The sequence below is a fragment of the Dactylosporangium sp. NPDC048998 genome (genome assembly GCF_043197855.1).
Classification (GTDB): Bacteria; Actinomycetota; Actinomycetes; order Mycobacteriales; family Micromonosporaceae; genus Dactylosporangium.
Genome location: NZ_JBICTV010000012.1, coordinates 64,375 through 80,893 on the forward strand (window position 1 = coordinate 64,375; position 16,519 = coordinate 80,893).

General features: G+C 72.7%; 15 protein-coding genes. 3 read left to right on the plus strand and 12 right to left on the minus strand.

Annotation, left to right across the window (positions count from 1 at the left end; translation table 11 throughout):
* Nucleotides 1–75: 75 nt before the first annotated feature.
* Nucleotides 76–1,425 (plus strand): PQQ-binding-like beta-propeller repeat protein, encoded by a 1,350-nt coding sequence (locus ACGFI8_RS26110; RefSeq protein WP_392808758.1) that lies wholly within the window; start codon nucleotides 76–78, stop codon nucleotides 1,423–1,425.
* 18 nt (nucleotides 1,426–1,443) lie between these two features.
* Here the strand turns inward: ACGFI8_RS26110 and ACGFI8_RS26115 are convergent, their stop codons facing one another.
* The 4 genes from ACGFI8_RS26115 to ACGFI8_RS26130 all read right to left on the minus strand — a co-directional run bounded on the left by ACGFI8_RS26115 (nucleotide 1,444) and on the right by ACGFI8_RS26130 (nucleotide 3,905).
* A complete protein-coding gene (locus ACGFI8_RS26115; RefSeq protein ID WP_392808759.1) occupies nucleotides 1,444–2,310 on the minus strand; it encodes a hypothetical protein in 867 nt (288 codons plus the stop codon).
* 68 nt (nucleotides 2,311–2,378) lie between these two features.
* Nucleotides 2,379–3,320 carry a hypothetical protein gene (locus tag ACGFI8_RS26120; RefSeq protein WP_392808760.1) on the minus strand — a complete coding sequence of 314 codons (942 nt, stop codon included), beginning with the start codon at nucleotides 3,318–3,320 and terminating at the stop codon, nucleotides 2,379–2,381.
* On the minus strand, nucleotides 3,317–3,697 hold the full coding sequence (locus tag ACGFI8_RS26125; RefSeq protein WP_392808762.1) for a PadR family transcriptional regulator: 381 nt from the start codon (nucleotides 3,695–3,697) through the stop codon (nucleotides 3,317–3,319). Before ACGFI8_RS26125 ends, ACGFI8_RS26120 begins: the two co-directional genes overlap by 4 nt.
* A 43-nt stretch (nucleotides 3,698–3,740) precedes the next feature.
* On the minus strand, nucleotides 3,741–3,905 hold the full coding sequence (locus tag ACGFI8_RS26130) for a DUF6767 domain-containing protein (RefSeq protein ID WP_392808764.1): 165 nt from the start codon (nucleotides 3,903–3,905) through the stop codon (nucleotides 3,741–3,743).
* A 514-nt stretch (nucleotides 3,906–4,419) separates the two neighbouring features.
* Between ACGFI8_RS26130 and ACGFI8_RS26135 the strand changes: the two genes are divergently transcribed.
* A complete protein-coding gene (locus ACGFI8_RS26135; protein ID WP_392808766.1) occupies nucleotides 4,420–6,225 on the plus strand; it encodes a HAMP domain-containing protein in 1,806 nt (601 codons plus the stop codon).
* Between the two features lie 96 nt (nucleotides 6,226–6,321).
* Here ACGFI8_RS26135 and ACGFI8_RS26140 read toward each other — a convergent pair whose 3' ends face one another.
* Genes ACGFI8_RS26140 through ACGFI8_RS26150 form a run of 3 tightly spaced genes read right to left on the minus strand, consistent with a single transcriptional unit; the run spans nucleotide 6,322 to nucleotide 9,520 of the window.
* Nucleotides 6,322–7,911, minus strand: coding sequence for an ABC transporter permease (locus tag ACGFI8_RS26140; RefSeq protein ID WP_392808767.1), 1,590 nt, complete (start codon nucleotides 7,909–7,911; stop codon nucleotides 6,322–6,324).
* Entirely contained in the window at nucleotides 7,908–8,831 is a 924-nt protein-coding gene (locus tag ACGFI8_RS26145) for an ATP-binding cassette domain-containing protein (protein ID WP_392808769.1), read from the minus strand. The genes ACGFI8_RS26140 and ACGFI8_RS26145 overlap by 4 nt, the downstream gene beginning before the upstream one ends.
* A 5-nt stretch (nucleotides 8,832–8,836) precedes the next feature.
* A complete protein-coding gene (locus ACGFI8_RS26150; protein WP_392808770.1) occupies nucleotides 8,837–9,520 on the minus strand; it encodes a helix-turn-helix domain-containing protein in 684 nt (227 codons plus the stop codon).
* Between the two features lie 228 nt (nucleotides 9,521–9,748).
* Here ACGFI8_RS26150 and ACGFI8_RS26155 point away from each other — a divergent pair, with 228 nt between their 5' ends.
* Nucleotides 9,749–11,593: an APC family permease gene (locus tag ACGFI8_RS26155; protein WP_392808771.1), complete on the plus strand. Its 1,845-nt coding sequence runs from the start codon at nucleotides 9,749–9,751 to the stop codon at nucleotides 11,591–11,593.
* Here ACGFI8_RS26155 and ACGFI8_RS26160 read toward each other — a convergent pair.
* The 5 genes from ACGFI8_RS26160 to ACGFI8_RS26180 are packed head-to-tail and all read right to left on the minus strand — an operon-like array spanning nucleotide 11,588 to nucleotide 16,475.
* Nucleotides 11,588–12,511: an alpha/beta hydrolase family esterase gene (locus ACGFI8_RS26160; protein ID WP_392808773.1), complete on the minus strand. Its 924-nt coding sequence runs from the start codon at nucleotides 12,509–12,511 to the stop codon at nucleotides 11,588–11,590. The two genes, ACGFI8_RS26155 and ACGFI8_RS26160, sit on opposite strands and share 6 nt — an antisense overlap.
* Nucleotides 12,512–12,539: 28 nt before the next feature.
* Nucleotides 12,540–12,941: a VOC family protein gene (locus ACGFI8_RS26165; RefSeq protein WP_392808775.1), complete on the minus strand. Its 402-nt coding sequence runs from the start codon at nucleotides 12,939–12,941 to the stop codon at nucleotides 12,540–12,542.
* A gap of 34 nt (nucleotides 12,942–12,975) precedes the next feature.
* Complete coding sequence (locus ACGFI8_RS26170) at nucleotides 12,976–13,749, minus strand: phosphosulfolactate synthase (RefSeq protein WP_392808777.1); 774 nt, start codon at nucleotides 13,747–13,749, stop codon at nucleotides 12,976–12,978.
* Between the two features lie 18 nt (nucleotides 13,750–13,767).
* Nucleotides 13,768–14,946 carry an acyltransferase gene (locus ACGFI8_RS26175; protein WP_392808778.1) on the minus strand — a complete coding sequence of 393 codons (1,179 nt, stop codon included), beginning with the start codon at nucleotides 14,944–14,946 and terminating at the stop codon, nucleotides 13,768–13,770.
* Nucleotides 14,943–16,475, minus strand: coding sequence for a class I adenylate-forming enzyme family protein (locus ACGFI8_RS26180; RefSeq protein WP_392808779.1), 1,533 nt, complete (start codon nucleotides 16,473–16,475; stop codon nucleotides 14,943–14,945). Before ACGFI8_RS26180 ends, ACGFI8_RS26175 begins: the two co-directional genes overlap by 4 nt.
* Between the last annotated feature and the right edge of the window lie 44 nt (nucleotides 16,476–16,519).

The window sequence follows — 16,519 nt, forward strand, 5'->3', positions numbered from 1 at the left end:
CGCCGCCGGCGGGTACGGCTGAGAATCGGCGATTGCGGCATGCGAACTCTCCCCGGTCCATGGAATCCTGAACCGATGCCGCCGACCGCCGTGATCATGCTCGATACGTCCGAGGCCTGGGAGCCGCCCGACCGGCCGACCCGCCCGCGCCACGCGTCCCAGCGGCTGCCGGCGATCGGGCTGGTGCTCGTGACGGTGTTCGCGCTCGTCACCGGCGCCCAGCCGGTCACGCCGCTGACCCCGTCGGCGGTGCTGCGCGACGACGGGATCAGCAACATCCGCAGCTTCGGCCACGACCTCTACCTGATACGGCAGCCCGACCTGACACAAGCCGTCCTGGAGTCCTACCGGATGCCCGACAGCGCCCGGCGGTGGGCCAGCCGGGTCGATGCTCATTCGCAATTCGTCGGGCTCAGCGACGAGCGGGTGGTCCTGACGGTGGCGGGGCCGAATCAGGACTCGACGCCGACGCTGGTGGGGCTGGACGCCGCCTCCGGGGCACAGGTCTGGCGCAGGACCGGCTACAAGCCGTCGTTCTACGGCTTGAGCGGCGCGCCCGGTGTCGTGCTCGCCGACCCGGACACGCCGGGCGCCGACGATCAGCAGGAGCAGCAGCGAAGTGACCGGCAACTGGTCGGCATCGATGCCCGTACCGGGGACATCCGCTGGTCGTTCGTCACGCCCGCGGGCAGCGCCCGATCGTACGAGTTCTCGGAGCTCGGTTTCGCGGAGTACCGCGTCGAGATCGCGGAACTCGACCCCGACGGCACGCTTCGGGTGCGCAGCGCCGAGTCGGCCGAGGTCGTGCGGACGGCCAAGGTGGACGATCCCGGCCACGTCGGCGGCTTCAGCATTTCCGGCGACCGGCTGCTCACGAACGGGTGGGGCCAGACCGGTCAGCCGGGTGGCGCCATGTTCGACCTGGTCACCGGCCGGCGGCTGTGGGAGCGCGCGGCCGAGACCGCCGGGGGGCCCATATGGTGGTGCGGACGGATGCTGCTGTGCGCCTGGGGCGAGCGCACGATCGCCGCGCTGGACCCCGACACCGGCCGCGAGCTGTGGCGTCTGGACGGTTGGCGGAGCCTCGAACAGATCGACGACAAGCATCTGCTGGCAACGTTGTCCGCGCCGAATCCCGACGACCCGTCGCTCGGCGGACTCGTCGTGGACGCCGCGACCGGCCGGACCGTCCGGCGGATCGTCGGCTGGGATCCGGTCGGCCGTCAGGCGGCGGGGCCTGTCCTCCTGGTAGCGAGCCGAAGCCTCTCCGGTCCATCTCAGGTCGCGCGGCTCAACCTCGACACCGGCGCCCTGACGGTGTTCGGCACGGCGGAGCACTGGTACATCGCGCCGAAGTGCGTCACCATGCCGACGGTTCTGGTCTGCCAGCACGGCCGGGTCTCGGTCTGGCCGCTGCCCGCCTGAGCGTCCACCGCTGCGCGCTCATCCGTTGCGGTGGTGCTTCTTCACAAAGGTGTAGCCGGGAGCCAGCGGGGCGGCGGTGATCTGCTCGTTCTCGACGGCCTGCTGGTGGAGCGCGAGCTGCTTCTCCGACGGCTGGGCGCCCGCCGGCAGCTTGCGGAGGAAGCCGTTGACCCAGTGCTCGCGGCGGTCGGCGTCGCCGGAATCGGCGTCGCCGGAGTGCGGGGCGGGCTCGATCAGCGGCGCATAGAAGAGCATTTCGGCGACTTCCTCGCCGTCGACGGCGGGATAGGAGGGGTGGCCCGCCGGGTCGACGCTGCCGAGCACGCGGGTGACGTAGCCCTCGCGGATCAGTTGCTCGACGGCGTTGCGGAGCAGGAACGACCCGCGGGCGCCCCGGCCGAGCCCGCAGCGCGCGGGCAGCTCCGACTCGGCGAACACGGCGCTGCCGTCGTCGAAGACGCGGCCCAGCCGGCGCACCGCGTGCAGCACCTTCCCCCGGTTGGACGTGCCCGGGGCGTACTCCTGGGTGACGACCTTCGGGTCGTACTCGTGGAAGTAGTCGACGCCGTCGATCCGCATCGGTTCGTCCAGCGCGACGGTGCGCATGACGACCTCGTCCCGGGCGGCGTGCCAGGAGACGCCGACCAGCGCCCCGGGTCGTAGATCCGCCGGCCAGGCGATGCCGTCGAACCGCCACTCGGCGTCCTGCCGCAGCGAGGTCTCGAAGACCTCCTTGGCCGGCGTGATTCCCCGGACGCGGTGCTCGAGCACGACGGTGACGAGCGGCCGGTGACGAAGGACCTCGACGCACTCCGGCGGGGCGGCCAGGACGGCGCCGTCGAGATCCGTCCGCCGGAGCGCGACTCGACGGGTCACCGTCCTCATGATCCACCTCCGCGTGCTCGAGCGCGAGCCGAACATACCTGGTCCCGCGCCTGGGCGGCACCGTCAGCTCACCGGCCGCAGGCGGGGCAGCGTTGGTGCGACCGGTGCGTCCGGCGCCCCCACAGCCACAACGTCGCCGGTACGGCGGCGATCGCGATCAGCGCCGCGGCGGTGGCCGAGCCGGCCGCCGCCGACCACTGCGGCCACGGCTGCGGACGCGAGCTCGGCAGGGTCAGGCCGAGCAGGAGTATCGGGCCGAGCAGCACCAGCGCCGGCCACCAGCCACGCGGGTCCCGGCGGGCGGTGAAGACGACGCCGGCCACGACGATCGCCAGGGCGAGCACGAGCGCGGCGTAGGGCATCGCGCCGAGCATCCCGTAGTAGAAGCCGACCGGCCGGCTCAGCACCGCAAGCCCGACGGTCGCGGCGACGGCCACGATGCCGGCCGCCGCCGCGGGCGACCAGCGCCGGGCCGGCACGGCCAGGGCGACGAGTCCGAGCGCCAGCTGCGGGACGAGGACGAACATCGGCGGACGGGTGTATGGGGTCAGCGCGGCGGACGGGACCACCGCGGCGGTGACGAGCAGGGCGAGCGCGACCGCGGGACGGCCGTGCCCGGTGAAGGCCGCGACGGGCGCGAGCAGCCAGACGATCCACGCCACCGCGCCGAGGGTCGCGAACGGGCCGACCGAATGCCAGAAAGGCGCGACCGGGCCGGTGATCACCTCGGCGCGGAACAGCCACACCCCGGCCAGGGCCGCGGCGGCAGCGAGGGCGAGCGAGGCGGCGAACGGCACGGCGTCGGCGAGGCCGAGCGCGTGCCGGGCCCGCAGGTGCTGGCGCAGGCCTCCGCGGACCAGGTCGGCGACGTCGGCCGGCCGGGGCCGGCGCTGCCCGGGCCGGGCCAGGTCGAGATAGGTGCCGATGATCTCCTCGCCGCGTTCGGCGCGGTAGTCGGCCGGGTACCACCGCAGCAGCGCCCGGTAGCGGTCGCCCAGCTTGCCCGTCATGCGGCACCGCCGAGCGCGGCCGGGCGGGTGCGGGCCACGCCGGTCACCGGGCGCAGGGACGTGCGGGCGGCAAGGCGGGCGCTCGCGGCCTCGACGTTGCGGCGCAGGCGTTCGGTCTCGGCCCGCAGGGCCGCGTCGCCCTGGTCGGTGAGGCGGTAATACTTGCGGGCTCGCCCGTCGACGACCTCCTCTCGGTCGAGGGTCACCAGGCCGTCGTCGGCGAGCCGGTCGAGGGCGCCGTACAGCGTGCCGGGCCGCAGCTCGAGGCGTCCGCCGGACAGCTCCGCGACCTCGGTGATCAGCCCGTAGCCGTGCATCGGCGCCCGGGCCAGCGCGGTGAGGATGAGAAACGTCGGCTCACGCATAGGGATCGCCATGGCCCCAATATATCGGTGACGAAGATATCTTCGCAACGAAGCATCACCGCCGGCCCGCGACCCCGGCACGCAACTCGGGGTCGCTCATCACCAGGTACACCAGCCCGCAGTCCTGAGGGCCGGTCGCACCGGGCTGGCACAGCGTGCACGGTTCACCGGGCCGGACGGGGCAGCGCGGCTCGGGCCGGCGCGGTCGACGATCACTCACCCCTTCACCGTCGCCCCCGGCCACCGGCACCGGTCAGAGGCGAACGCCCCACCCGGCCGGGACGAGCGACCCCGGTTTTTCTTCCGCCATTCCGCAGCCATGCGTCAGTTCACCCCGGCATTTCGTTGATTCGCCCGCGATGCAATGCGCGAGAAGCGCGCCGCGGCGCTGGGAAGCAGATTAAAATGGCCTGAATGCGTTTCGGTTCGCTGTCATTATGGTGCGACCGGCGCCCTCGCCCGATGGGTTGTGGATCACGGTCGCCGCCTCGAATGCGCCCGCAACGTCGGCCGTCGCGTTCTTTCCGACTAAAAAGGCCCTGCGGGCCGGTCGCCGGCCCTGATAGCGGCGCTGGAGCCGCAAATCACGATCGGAGGCTGCCGTGCGTGGTGGGCTGATTCCTCGCCTCATCATCGGCTACCTAGTACTCATATTCGTTTTCGGCGCCGCGTTCAGCGCTTTACTCGTCGCGATTCTTCAGCATCGCGAAACGGACCGGATGTCGGCACGTTCCGTGGAGCTTCTTGCCACCGAGGCGGAGGCTGAACAGCAGGTTCTTGACCTCGACCGGACCGAGCGGGGCTTCATCGTCACCCGGGATCCGAGATTGCTGGAGACGTGGCATCAGCGGCACGCCGAGCTGACCCGCACCAACACTCGGTTGCAGCGGCTGGCCCGCACGCCGGATCAAGTCCGTCAGGCGCAGGAGATCACGCAGGACAGCGAGTCGTACATCCGCGACCACGCGACGCCGGTGCTGCAGGCGGCCGAGCGCGGCGATCCCGCCGCGCACAGCACGGCGACGCTGCAGCAGGACGAGCGCAGAATCGCCGAGCTGCAGGCCGAACTCGACCGGTTCGCGACGAGCGAGCGGCAGTTCGCGGCCGATCGTGACCAGCACGCCCGGACGACCGCCAGGCAGGCGGTCACAGCGGTCGTCGGTGGCATGGCAGGCGCGATCCTGGTCGGCTGTGTCGTGGTCGGGTACACGGCCCGGGTCATCGTCCGGCCGGTTCGCCGGGCCGCCGCCATGGCCGGCCACCTCGCGCGAGGCGACCTGGACCAGCGGGTTCCCGAGACCGGTACGGGTGAGGTCGGTGACCTCACGCGCTCGTTCAACGTGATGGGCGACTCCGTGCAGCGACGCGTGGAGAAACTCGTCCGCGCCGCCAGGAAACAGGCCGCGGTGCGGCGCATCGCGACCCGCGTGGCGCGCGGCGCCGCACCGGCCGCGGTCCTGGATGCCGCCGCCGCGGATCTCCAGCGGCTCATCGGCAGTGACGGCGCGCACGTCGTGCGCTACGAGAGCGACGGCACCGCGACCTTTGTCGGCGCATGGCGATCCGCCGGCATCGACATACCGGCCGGCACGCGGCTGCCGCTGGACGGCCACAGCGTCACGGCGACGGTCCTGAAGACCGGCCGGCCGGCCCGGATGGACAGCTACGCCGACGCCCCCGGCGCGATCGCCGCCTACCTGCGCCGGCATCACGTCCGCGGGGCGGTCGGCGCCCCGATCCTCGTCGAGGGACACCTCTGGGGAGCCGTGAACGCCACCGTGACGAGCACGCGGTCGCTGGCCCCCGACGCCGAGGCACGGCTTGCGGAATTCGCCGACCTGCTCGCCACCGCCATCGCCAACACCCGCGCGCGCTGCGATCTGGCGGCTTCCCGGTTTCGCGTGGTGGTCGCCGCCGACCAGGCCCGGCGCCAGATCGAACGCAACCTGCACCACGGCATCCAGCAGCTCATCGCGATCACCATCCAGTCGGGCGGCGCGGTGTCGAGCGTCCCGCCCGAGCTGCAGGAGCTGCGACGGCACCTGTCCGCGGTGCCGGACGGGCTGAACGGGGTGCTGGACGACCTTCGGGAGATCTCCCGCGACATCCACCCCATGATCCTGTCCGACCGCGGCCTGCAACCCGCGCTCAAAGCTCTGGCCCGGCGCTCGGGCGTCCCGGTCGAGCTCGACGTGCACCTCGACCGCCGGCTCCCCGAGCCGATCGAGATGGCGGCCTACCACATCGCCGCGGAGGCGCTGGCGAACGCGGACCGGCACGCTCGCGCCTCGCACGCTCGCCTCGACGTGACGGTTCGCGACGACAAGCTGCATCTGACGGTGCACGACGACGGCGTTGGCGGCGCCGACCCGGCCCGCGGCGCCGGCCTGCGCGGGCTGGCCGACCGGGTCGATGCCCTCGAAGGGTCGATCACGATCGACAGCCCGCGCGGCCAGGGCACTACCCTGCGGGCGGAGCTTCCCCTTGAGCTACCGGCCTCGGACAGCACGTGGGGCGGCGACCGCCGGGCCTACTGCTGAACCGGTCAACAACCGGTCAGCAACCGGTCAGCAACCGGTCAGCAACCGGTCGAGGGCCGCGCGGGTCGAGCCGCGCGGCCCTCGATCCGGGCGTGCTCACGTCACCGGCATGTCCCTGCGGCGCAGCCCCGCGAGGCCGGCCGCGCCGAGGGCGACCGCGATCAGGGTGAGCCACAGCACCGGCATCACGGTGAACGCCGAGCCGGGCAGCTTCGGCACGTGCGCGAACGGGGTGACGTCGACGACCCACTCGCTCAGCCCGAACAGCGCGCCGAGCTCGACCAGCAGGACGGACAGGATGAGCGCCGCCCAGGCCAGCGAGCTGAGCCTCGGGACCAGGCCGATGAGCGCGGTACCGAACCCGGCCAGCACCCAGGCGGCCGGCAGCTGCACCAGCGCGGCGCCCAGCAGCCGCCCGACCTGCCCGCCGACGTCGTGGACCTGCGCGCCGTACACGAGACCGCCGGCGACACCGGCCACGGCCAGCAGCAGGGCCGTGCCCAGCAGCGCGAACGCCAGGTGGCTCGCCGCCCAGCGCAGCCGGCCGACCCGCGTGGCCAGCAGCGCCTCGACCCGCCCGCTGCTCTCCTCCTGGCGCAGCCGCAGCGTCGCCTGCACCGTGTAGGCGGCGGCGACCATGCCGATGATGCCGAAGATCGCGCCGAGGAACGCGTCAGTGAGGCCGCTGGGCCCGCCCATCCGGGTCAGGATGTCGGTCAGCTGCTGGTTCGGCGACTTCAGGTCCCCGATGCCGGCGGCGGCGCCACCCAGGACGGCCCCACTCAGCGCCAGCCCGATGGTCCAGCCGAGGAGCAGGCCGCGGTGCAGCCGCCAGGCCAGCGCGAGCGGGCTGCGCAGGCCCGGGGATGCCGCGGCGGGCCCGGGCCGGTCCGGGAGCAGGCCGGCGCCCACGTCCCGGCGACCCGCGAGCGTGTACCCGACCGTGGTGAAGACGGCCGCGAACCCGACGAACAGCGCGGCCACCCACCAGCGTTCGCCGGCGTACGGCCGCACGTGCAGGGCCCAGCCGGCCGGCGACAGCCAGCTCAGCCAGGTCGGCCCGGTGTCGCCGACGGCGCGCAGCAGATAGGTGCCGCCGAGGACGGCGCTGGCGATGCCGCTGGCCGCCCGGGCGCTCTCGGTGAGCTGCGCGGCCGCCGCCGCGACCGCGGCGAACAGGATCCCGACCAGGCCGGTCGCGAGGCCGAGCGCCACCGAGCCGGCCACCGGCAGGCCGGTCGCCATCAGACCCAGCGCCATCAGTACCGCGATGGCCAGGTTCGCCAGCGCGGTGACGAGCAGGGCGGCGGTGAGCGGTGCGTTCCGCCCGACCACCGTGGCGCGGATGAGCTCGAGCCGGCCGGTCTCCTCCTCGGCCCGGGTGTGCCGCACGACCGTCAGCAGGCTCATCAGCCCGACCAGGATGAACTCGGTCACGCCGATCTTCCACGCGGTGAGCCCGCCGATCGACACGCCGAACAGCGGGCCGCTCAGCGCGACGAGCGACGGGTTGCTGAGCACGCCGCTCACCGCGCGCAGGTCTTCCTCGGTGGGGTACAGCTTGAAATAGTTGGCCGCGGTCCCCATCGGCATCACCGCGAGCCCGAGCACCCATACGGTCAGCCGGACGCGGTCGAGCCGCAGCGCCAGTCGCGCCAGGGCGCGCGTGCCGGTCAGCGAGTTCACCGGGCCACCTCCGTGCGCTGCTTGCCGCCCGCCTGCGCCCGGTCGTAGTGGCGCAGGAACAGCTCCTCGAGGGTCGGCGGCTGGCTGGTCAGGCTCCGGATGCCGACCGTGGTGAGCTGGCGCAGTACGGCATCCAGGGCCGTGTTGTCCACGTCGAAGCGCAGGGTGCCGTTGTGGGTCTGCAGGTCGTGCACGCCGGGCAGCGTGTCCAGGCCGGTCGCCGGCCCGGCGAGGTCGACCTGGATCGAGGTGCGGGTCAGGTGCCGCATGCCGGCGAGCGTGCCGGTCTCGACCGCCCGCCCGTCGCGGATGATGGTGACCCGGTCGCAGAGCGCCTCGACCTCGGCGAGGATGTGGCTGGACAGCAGGACGGTGCGGCCGGCGCGCTCCTGCTCCTCGCGGACCACCTGGCGGAAGACCTCCTCCATCAGCGGGTCGAGGCCGGAGGTGGGCTCGTCGAGCATGAGCAGTTCGACGTCGGAGGCGAGCGCGGCGACGAGGGCGACCTTCTGCCGGTTGCCCTTCGAGTAGGTCCGGCCCTTCTTGCTCGGGTCGAGGTCGAAGCGCTCCAGCAGCTCGGCGCGGCGCCTGGTGTCCAGGCCGCCGCGGAGCCGGCCGAGCAGGTCGATGACCTCGCCGCCCGACAGGTTGGGCCACAGTGTGACGTCGCCGGGCACATAGGCGAGGCGGCGATGCAGTTCCGCGGTGTCGCGCCACGGGTCGCCGCCGAGCAGCCGGACGGCGCCGGCGTCGGCGCGTAGCAGGCCGAGCAGGATCCGGATGGTGGTGGACTTCCCCGCGCCGTTGGGGCCGAGGAAACCGTGCACCTCCCCGGTCTGCACGACGAGATCGAGCCCATCGAGCGCGCGGGTGCGCCCGAACGTCTTGACCAGTGCGTCTGCGCGGATCGCCTCGGTCATGATCTTCATGCTCCTTCGGCCCCGGGATCGGTCCCGGCGGCGGTAGGCGGATTGGGTGCCCGCAGCGGCTCCATCGCTCGGCGGGCCTTGGCGACGAACTCGGGGTCGAGCAGTGGGTGGGAGTACAGGTCGGCCATGGCGCCGGCCATGCGCAGGTGCCCCTCGGCGGTGAAGATGTCGACGCCCAGCGCGCGGGACACGTGGTCGTGCATCGCGAGGATCCCGGACTGCATGCCGACCATCACCGCGGCGAACCCCCGGTAGTCGTCGGTGACGTCCGGCGCGTGCTTGCTGATCCACTGCTCGGTCAGCGTCACCATGTCGTCGAACAGCGCCGCGGCGCTGGGCGAGCCGTCGAGCAGGGCTCGGGTGACGTACTTGTACAGCAGCAGCATCGTCGGATGCACGGATGGCAGGAAGCCGGGGCTGGCTATCTTGCCGTCGAGGACGAACTCCTCCTTGATCTTCAGCAACCGGTCCAGCGCGTAGGCGTCGCACGCCTCGCGCAGTGCCTCCTTGGACCCGAAATGGTGCCGCAGCAGGCCCGGTGACACGCCGGCCTGCTGCGCGATGTCGCGGACCGTCGTGCCGTCCATGCCACGCTCGGCGAACAGCCGGATCGCGGCGTCCCTGATCCGCGCCCGAGCGGTCAGGTCCTCGAACGCCGGATCGCCAACCGGGCGCGCCATCACCCGCACCCCCTTACACACACGTGTGGCGGACTATCCGCTCCGACAGCTCACTATACGCTCGTATAGTCCGTCCGCAAGGCCGGTGCAGCCGGTCACCGCCGGGTGGTGGCGCGGAGGGATGTACCGGACAACCGCGGCCGACCGGCAGCGTCGCGGCGCCCGTGTGGGTAGCGTCGGTACGAATGATCGTTGCGGCGTGAGCGGGCTGAGGCGGGCGGTCGGGCAATGGGCGCAGCGGCGGCGGTACGGCATTTCCTCATCGGGCCCCCGTTGCGGGCACGGCAGGTGGCCAAGGAGCAGATCACTCCGATCGAGGGACTCCCCGCCCTCTCCCTCGACGCCCTGACGTCGGTGGCGTACGGACCGGAAGCCATCATCGTGGTGCTGGCCACGGCGGGACTCGCGGCGCTGCATCTCGTGCTGCCGATCTCGATCGCGATCGTCGTGCTACTGGCCGTCCTGGTGTTCTCCTACCGCCAGGTCATCGAGGCCTATCCCGGCGGCGGCGGCACGTACGCGGTGTGCCGGGCGAACTTCCCGCCCGGTGTCAGCCTGCTCGCCGCCGCCGCGCTCGTCGTGGACTACACGTTGACCGTCGCCGTCTCGATCGCCGCCGGCGTCGCGTCGCTGACGTCGGCCTTCCCCGGTCTGAGCCCGGCCACGGTCCCGATCTGCCTGGGCATCCTCGCCCTGGTCACCGGGCTCAACCTGCGCGGCCTGGGCGACACGGCCCGGGCGTTCCTGCTTCCGACGATGGTGTTCATCGTCGGCCTGCTGGTCGTGATCGCGATCGGCCTGATCCACCCGCTGGCCCTGCACGCGGCGCGCCAGGGCCGGCCGCTGGTGCCCACCCAAGGGCTGGAGGCCGTGGGCGTACTGCTGGTGCTGAAGGCGTTCTCGGCCGGGTGCAGCGCGCTGACCGGGGTGGAGGCGATCGCCAACGGCGTGCCGCTGTTCAAGCAGCCGCGGGTGGTCCGGGCCAAGCGGACCGAGCTGCTGCTCGGCGGCATCCTCGGCGTGATGCTGCTGGGCCTGGCCGTGCTCGCGAACCGCTGGCACATCGGTCCCCGCTCGGGTGAGACCGTCCTGAGCCAGGTCATCGCCATCGCCGTCGGCAGGGACTGGGCGTACTACGTGATGTCCCTGACCATCACCGTGGTCCTCATGCTGGCGGCCAACACGTCCTTCGGTGGACTGCCGGTGCTGACCAGCCGGCTCGCCGGCGACAACTATCTGCCCCACCTGTTCTCCCTGCGCGACGAGCGGCAGGTGTTCGCGGTCGGCATCTGGACGCTCGCCGGCCTGGCCGGGGTGCTGCTCGTCGCGGTGCGCGGGCAGACCCTCACGCTGATCCCGCTGTACGCCATCGGGGTGTTCACCGCCTTCACGCTCTCCCAGTCCGGGCTGGTCAAACACTGGTGGCAGACCCGGCCGCGGCGGTGGCAGTACCGGGCGGTGCTCAACGGTGCCGGCGCGGCCACGACCGCGGTGGCCACCGTGATCTTCCTGGTCACCAAGTTCACCGCCGGCGCGTGGGTGGTCGTGCTGGCCGTGCCGGCGCTCATCGCGCTGTTCGCGCGGACCCACGCCTACTACGCGCGCTTCGGGCGCGCCATCGGCCTCGACACGATTCCGGCCAGGCCGCACGCCAAACCCACGATGGTGGTGGTACCGGTGATCGCGGTGGACCGGCTGACCCAGCGCGCGGTCGCGGAAGCCCTCTCGATCAGTCCACGGGTGGTGGCGGTCCACGTCGTGGTCGAGGACACCGGCCGCGACGCCGATCGGGACCGCGAGCTGGACCGGCAGTGGGGCCGGTGGAACCCCGGGGTGCCACTCAAGATCCTGCGCACCGAGTACGCCTCGGTGGCCCGCCCCATCGTGGCGTTCATCGACGAGCTCCACGAGCAGCACGACGAGCAGATCGTCGTGCTGATCCCGGTGGCGCTGCCGGACCGGCTGCGGTACCGCTTCCTGCACAACCATCTCGAGATCGCGCTCACCGCCGCGTTGAAGACCCGCCCGGACGTCGTCGTCGCCAGCGTGCCCATGCCGCTGCGCGACTCATGAACGCGCCCCGACAATGCTGAAGAAGGCCCAGATCACCTGCGCGCCCGACGGGGTGACGTCGTCGCCCTGTGGCCAGTCGTGGCTGCCGCCCTGGTAGACGGCGAGCTGTACGGACCGCCCGGTGCCGCACCGCAGCCACGTGCTGGTGGTCAGGCTGCCCCGGGCGTGGGTGATCGGGGTGCCGGGACAGCGGTTCGCCCGCCGGTACTGGTCCACCTGCGCGTCGACGGTGGGTTGGAGGTAGCCGTTGAGGGTGTGCGTGGTTCCGCCGGAGCCGATGGTCAGTTCCGGGTCGCCGGTGGCGGCGATCTCCAGCAGTGACGTCGGCGCCGGGTTCGGGCACGGCATGGAGCTGACGGCGGCGTACGACGCGACGGCCGCGAAGCGTCGAGGCGCCGCGCAGGCCATCCGCAGGGCCATCTTTCCGCCGTTGCTGTACCCGACCAGGAACACCCGGTCGGAGGCGGCGTCGGGCTGGGTGTCGAGCACGTTGTCGACGACGGCGGTGAGGAAGGCGACGTCGTCGACCGCGCCCGCCTGGGCGGGGCCGCAGCAGTTACCCGCGTTCCAGGACTGGCCGATCCCGGCGGGGTACACCAGGATCGCCGGCCCGGTCACGTCGGCGAACCCGCCGCGCTGCTGCTCATACTCCGGAGTGACGCAGCAGCCGTGCAGGGTGACCAGCACGGGCAGCCGAGCCGCGCCGGCCGGCCACGGACGGGCCAGCAGGTAACTGCGGGGCAGGCCGTCCACGACGATCGGGACGGTCGTCTGGGTCCACCTGACGGGCGGTCCCGGCGGCGTGCGGACGGACGGAGCGCGGGACGCGGTCAGGACCAGGCACACGAGCGCGACGAGCGCCGCCGCGGCGGGCAGTGGCGGCCTGCGGCCGGCGCGACGATCCGGGCCGACGGGCATCGGTGGCGGCTCAGTGGCGGGTCAATGGTCAGTACTGCAGCCTCGGGTCCTCGTACTGCTTGAACTCCAGCACGTTGTTGGACGGGTCGGCGAGGAAGATGGTGCGGTGCTGCTCGGCGGTGCCCTCGAATCGTGTCGCGGGGCCGGACAGGACCCGCAGCTTGCGGTGTTCGACCAGCCGGAGCAGCCGGTCGAAGTCCTCGGCGCGGGCGAAGGTGACACCGAAGTGCCGGGGATACTCGACGGGTTCGGCGGCCACGGCGGCGGCGTCGAGGTGGCAGACGAGCTGGTCACCGAAGAAGTCGAACGTGACGCGGTCGTCGTAGCGGCGGGCCAGCTTGGCGCCGAGGCCGAAGACGTAGAACCGCACCGCCTCGTCGAGATCGTGGGTGGGCACCGCGACGTGGAAGGCGTCGTGCGTGGATCGCATGGTGGTCTCCTCGACAGTTGGGAACACGGCAGGGTCAGGCGCCGGGCGGAACGCGGGACGGGACGCGTTCGGTCTCGCCCACGCCGGCGGCCACCTGCAGCAGGGTGTCGCCCCGCAGCCCACGGCGCAGCGTCTCCGCCCCGAGGACGTCGGCGGCGGCGATGTTGCCGAGGTTGACGTCCGGGCCCACGGCGTTGATCAGCTCCACCTGGAGCGTCTTGGTCGGCGCCTCGAACATCACCCGCCCGGTGTCGACGTTGTCGAGCACCGCGTGCAGGACGTCCCGGCGCAGGTGCCCGTCGGCCCGGGCGATGCCGCTGCGGCCGCTCTCACGGGCCTCGGTGACGACCATGAAGGCGCCGGCGTCGAGATCCTCGTGCAGCGCGTCGACCCACTCGGCCGGGGTGAGCCGCGCCGAGCGGTCGGCGTCCTTGTAGCCGACCTCGGACAGCACGGGGCGGTACTGCGACAGGCGCCGCACGTGTTCGGCCTTGCCGTGCTGGTCCAGCGGGATGGTGCCGTTGGACACCTCGATGTGGGTGGCGCCGGTGCGCCGGACCAGGCGGAGGTACTCGTCCAGCTGCCCGGTCCACAGCTGGTGCTCGAACAGCGTGCCGCCGAAGTAGAACCCGATCGCGGCGTCTCGCAGCACCGCGACCTTGCGATCGAGGTCCCGGGTGACCAGGGCCGTGCCCCAGCCGAACTTGACCAGGTCGATGTACTCGCCGTGGCTGGTGATGAGATCGGTGAAGGCACCGGTGGGCAGGCCACTGTCGATCACCATCGTGATGCCGGGTGACGTTCGCATCGCATCCTCCTCAAGGGGTCATCCCGGGGTACCGCGTCGGGGGCGGCCGGTCAGCGCGAGGCTCAGCGGCGTGCGCAGCACCACCGCGACCACCGACCAGCACACCAGATAGACCAATGCAACGACGGTCGCCGCGACCGCGGTGACGAGCGGGCCGGGCTGGCGCTGCGCCACGGCGGTCACGCCGGTGGCCGCGCACACCGCGAGCAGACCCTGCAGCAGCAACGGGTGGGCCAGGTAGACCCCGAACGAGGCGTCCGAGGCGGAGCGCACCAGACGCCGGCCCGGTGCGCCCCGATGCTGCCAGGCGACGCCGCACGCCAGGAACGCCCAGGCGACGGCGACGCTCTCCACCACGACGACGGGCTGGAACACGGCGCCGGCGACGACCGGGGGCTGCCCCAGTCCCCAGGCCTGGACGAAGAAGACCGCGACGCCCGCGGCGACGGCGAGCGCGCATCCGGCGAAGACCCACCACACCCGCCCAAGGGTCCACCGCATGAGCGTCTCCGCGTGCCACGCCGCCACGCCGCCGGCCACGACGAACCCCAGGTAACTGGGCAGGTACGCGCTCGGATCGCCGAGCCCCCATCCCTGCTGGACGGCGGTGTAGCAGCCGACCTGGTAGACGGCGGCGCCGGTCAGCAGCCATCGATGCCGGCCGCGGGTGGCCAGCAGCAGCCGGCGCAACAGCGGGAACACCAGGTACACCTGCATGGTCACCAGCAGGAAGTACAGGTGGTAGCGGGCGGCTCCGGTCAGCAGATCGTTCCCGAACCCGGCCAGCGCGTCGCCGACCGGCCGGAGCGGCTCGCCGTCGGTGAGGAAGTACACCGCGCTCCACAGCAGGTACGGCACGCAGACCAGCAGGTACCGCTTCCGCCAGAACGCCGACCAGCGCGACGGCGCGCGGTCGCGATAGCTGTAGGCGAGCACGAACGCGGTGAGCAGGAAGAACACCTCGCGGCTGACATGCAGCACGATCAGCGGCGCACCGTTGGACAACCGCACGCCGCCGGGCTGCTGCGCGAGCACGTGGACGGCGATGACGAGCGCAACGGTCAGCACCCGGACGACGTCGACCGCGACGAGGTGGGCGGGTGCGCGTGGCACGTCCTGCGGCGGGCGCGTCTGGGCGGCTGGTCCGCCGTCGGGTGCCGTGCGCAGATCGGCGAGCGGCCGCGGCGGCCCGCTCACCGGCTACCGCCCGGGGCCGGCCCGCCGGCCAGGACCGTCAGGTCGGCGCGGAGGGCACGGCGGAGCACCTTGCCCGTGGGGCTGGTCGGCAGCTCGGCGGTGACGGTGACGGTGACCGGCCACTTGCGGCGGGGCAGCCGCTGGGCGCACAGCCGGTCCAGCTCCTCGACCAGCCCCGCTTCCGTGCGGTGCGGCCGGAGCGTGACGAACGCGACCGGCACCTGGCCCAGCCGCTCGTGCGGCGCGGCGACCACGGCGGCCGAGCTGACCGCGGGATGGCCGAGCAGGACGTTCTCCACCTCCTGCGGGTGGACCTTCTCCCCGCCCCGATTGATCACGTCGTCGGCGCGGCCGACCAGGTACACGTAGCCGTCCTCGTCACGGAACCCCAGATCGCCGGTGGGCAGCCACCCGCGCGCGTCCCGGGCCGGTCGGCTCGCTTCCGCCCCGTGCCCGGCCGGCTCCAGATACCGGCTGGCCACCTGCCACCCACGCAGTACGATCATGCCCTGCGACCCCGGCGGCACGGGCCGTCCGTCCGGGCCGGCGACCGCCAGCCCGACGCCGACCGGCAGCCCGACGGAGCCGGCGCGCCGGGCGGAGACGTCGAGCGGATCGGCGGTGATCTGACCGGCCGCCTCGGTCATGCCGTACGTGTTCAGCACCGCGATTCCGGTGTGTGCGGTGAACGCGTCCTGTGTGGAGGCGGGCAGCGGCGCCGATGCGGAACGGGCGAACCGCAGCCGCGCGACGGGTGCCTCGGGAGGCGCGGGCTGCGCCGTGAGGGCGTGCAGCATCGCCGGTACGGTGTTCAGCCAGGTGGGTGACCACTGCGCCACCCGCGACCAGTACGCGTCCGGCTCGAAGCGCCGATCCAGCACCAGCGACGCACCGCTGACCAGCGCCGCGAGCAATCCCATCACCTGCGCGTTCACGTGGAACAGCGGCAGCGGGCTGTACCCGCGCTGGCCCGGCCCGAACCGGTGGTGCCCGGCGACCCGCCGCGCCGCGTGCAGCAGCTGCGCCTCCGACAGCGGGACACTCTTGGGCTCACCCGTCGTGCCGGAGCTGGCCAGCAATACGGCTGGACGCGACGCGGCACCGGCGCTCGGCCGCACGCCGGTCGAGGCCACGCCAACCGGCACCGGCGCGGCGCGTTCGGCCACCCACGTCTCCACCCCCGCCACCGGCGACGCGAGCGGCGCGTCGGTGATGACGACGTCGACCCGCAACCGGGCAAGGAGGCTCTCCAGGGCCGGCGCCGGCAGCCGCGGGTCGACGGGCACCACCGTGAGGCCGGCGGCCAGCGCACCGAGGTAGACGGCAGCGAAGGCCAGCGGGTCGGCGACGACCAGACCGATCCGCGCCCCCGGCGGCAACCGGCGCACGCCGGCCAGCTCGCGGAGCCGGTCGGCGTACGCGGCCAGCGCGGCCCATGACATCGCGTGACCGTCCGCGGCGGCGATGAACGCCGGCTCCTCCGGCCGCTCCTGCGCTCGTGCAGCCAGCAGTCGAGATACCAGCGCCATGCGTCTCGCCTTCCTGTACGAGCCCAGCGGCGGCCATACCCAGC

Bases quoted from the DNA above. Each gene is read 5' to 3' on its own strand.
- ACGFI8_RS26110 (WP_392808758.1), top strand. From the start codon at position 76: ATGCCGCCGACCGCCGTGATCATGCTCGATACGTCCGAGGCCTGGGAG.
- ACGFI8_RS26115 (WP_392808759.1), bottom strand. From the start codon at position 2,310: ATGAGGACGGTGACCCGTCGAGTCGCGCTCCGGCGGACGGATCTCGAC.
- ACGFI8_RS26120 (WP_392808760.1), bottom strand. From the start codon at position 3,320: ATGACGGGCAAGCTGGGCGACCGCTACCGGGCGCTGCTGCGGTGGTAC.
- ACGFI8_RS26125 (WP_392808762.1), bottom strand. From the start codon at position 3,697: ATGGCGATCCCTATGCGTGAGCCGACGTTTCTCATCCTCACCGCGCTG.
- ACGFI8_RS26145 (WP_392808769.1), bottom strand. From the start codon at position 8,831: ATGACCGAGGCGATCCGCGCAGACGCACTGGTCAAGACGTTCGGGCGC.
- ACGFI8_RS26150 (WP_392808770.1), bottom strand. From the start codon at position 9,520: ATGGCGCGCCCGGTTGGCGATCCGGCGTTCGAGGACCTGACCGCTCGG.
- ACGFI8_RS26155 (WP_392808771.1), top strand. From the start codon at position 9,749: ATGGGCGCAGCGGCGGCGGTACGGCATTTCCTCATCGGGCCCCCGTTG.
- ACGFI8_RS26160 (WP_392808773.1), bottom strand. From the start codon at position 12,511: ATGCCCGTCGGCCCGGATCGTCGCGCCGGCCGCAGGCCGCCACTGCCC.
- ACGFI8_RS26165 (WP_392808775.1), bottom strand. From the start codon at position 12,941: ATGCGATCCACGCACGACGCCTTCCACGTCGCGGTGCCCACCCACGAT.
- ACGFI8_RS26170 (WP_392808777.1), bottom strand. From the start codon at position 13,749: ATGCGAACGTCACCCGGCATCACGATGGTGATCGACAGTGGCCTGCCC.
- ACGFI8_RS26180 (WP_392808779.1), bottom strand. From the start codon at position 16,475: ATGGCGCTGGTATCTCGACTGCTGGCTGCACGAGCGCAGGAGCGGCCG.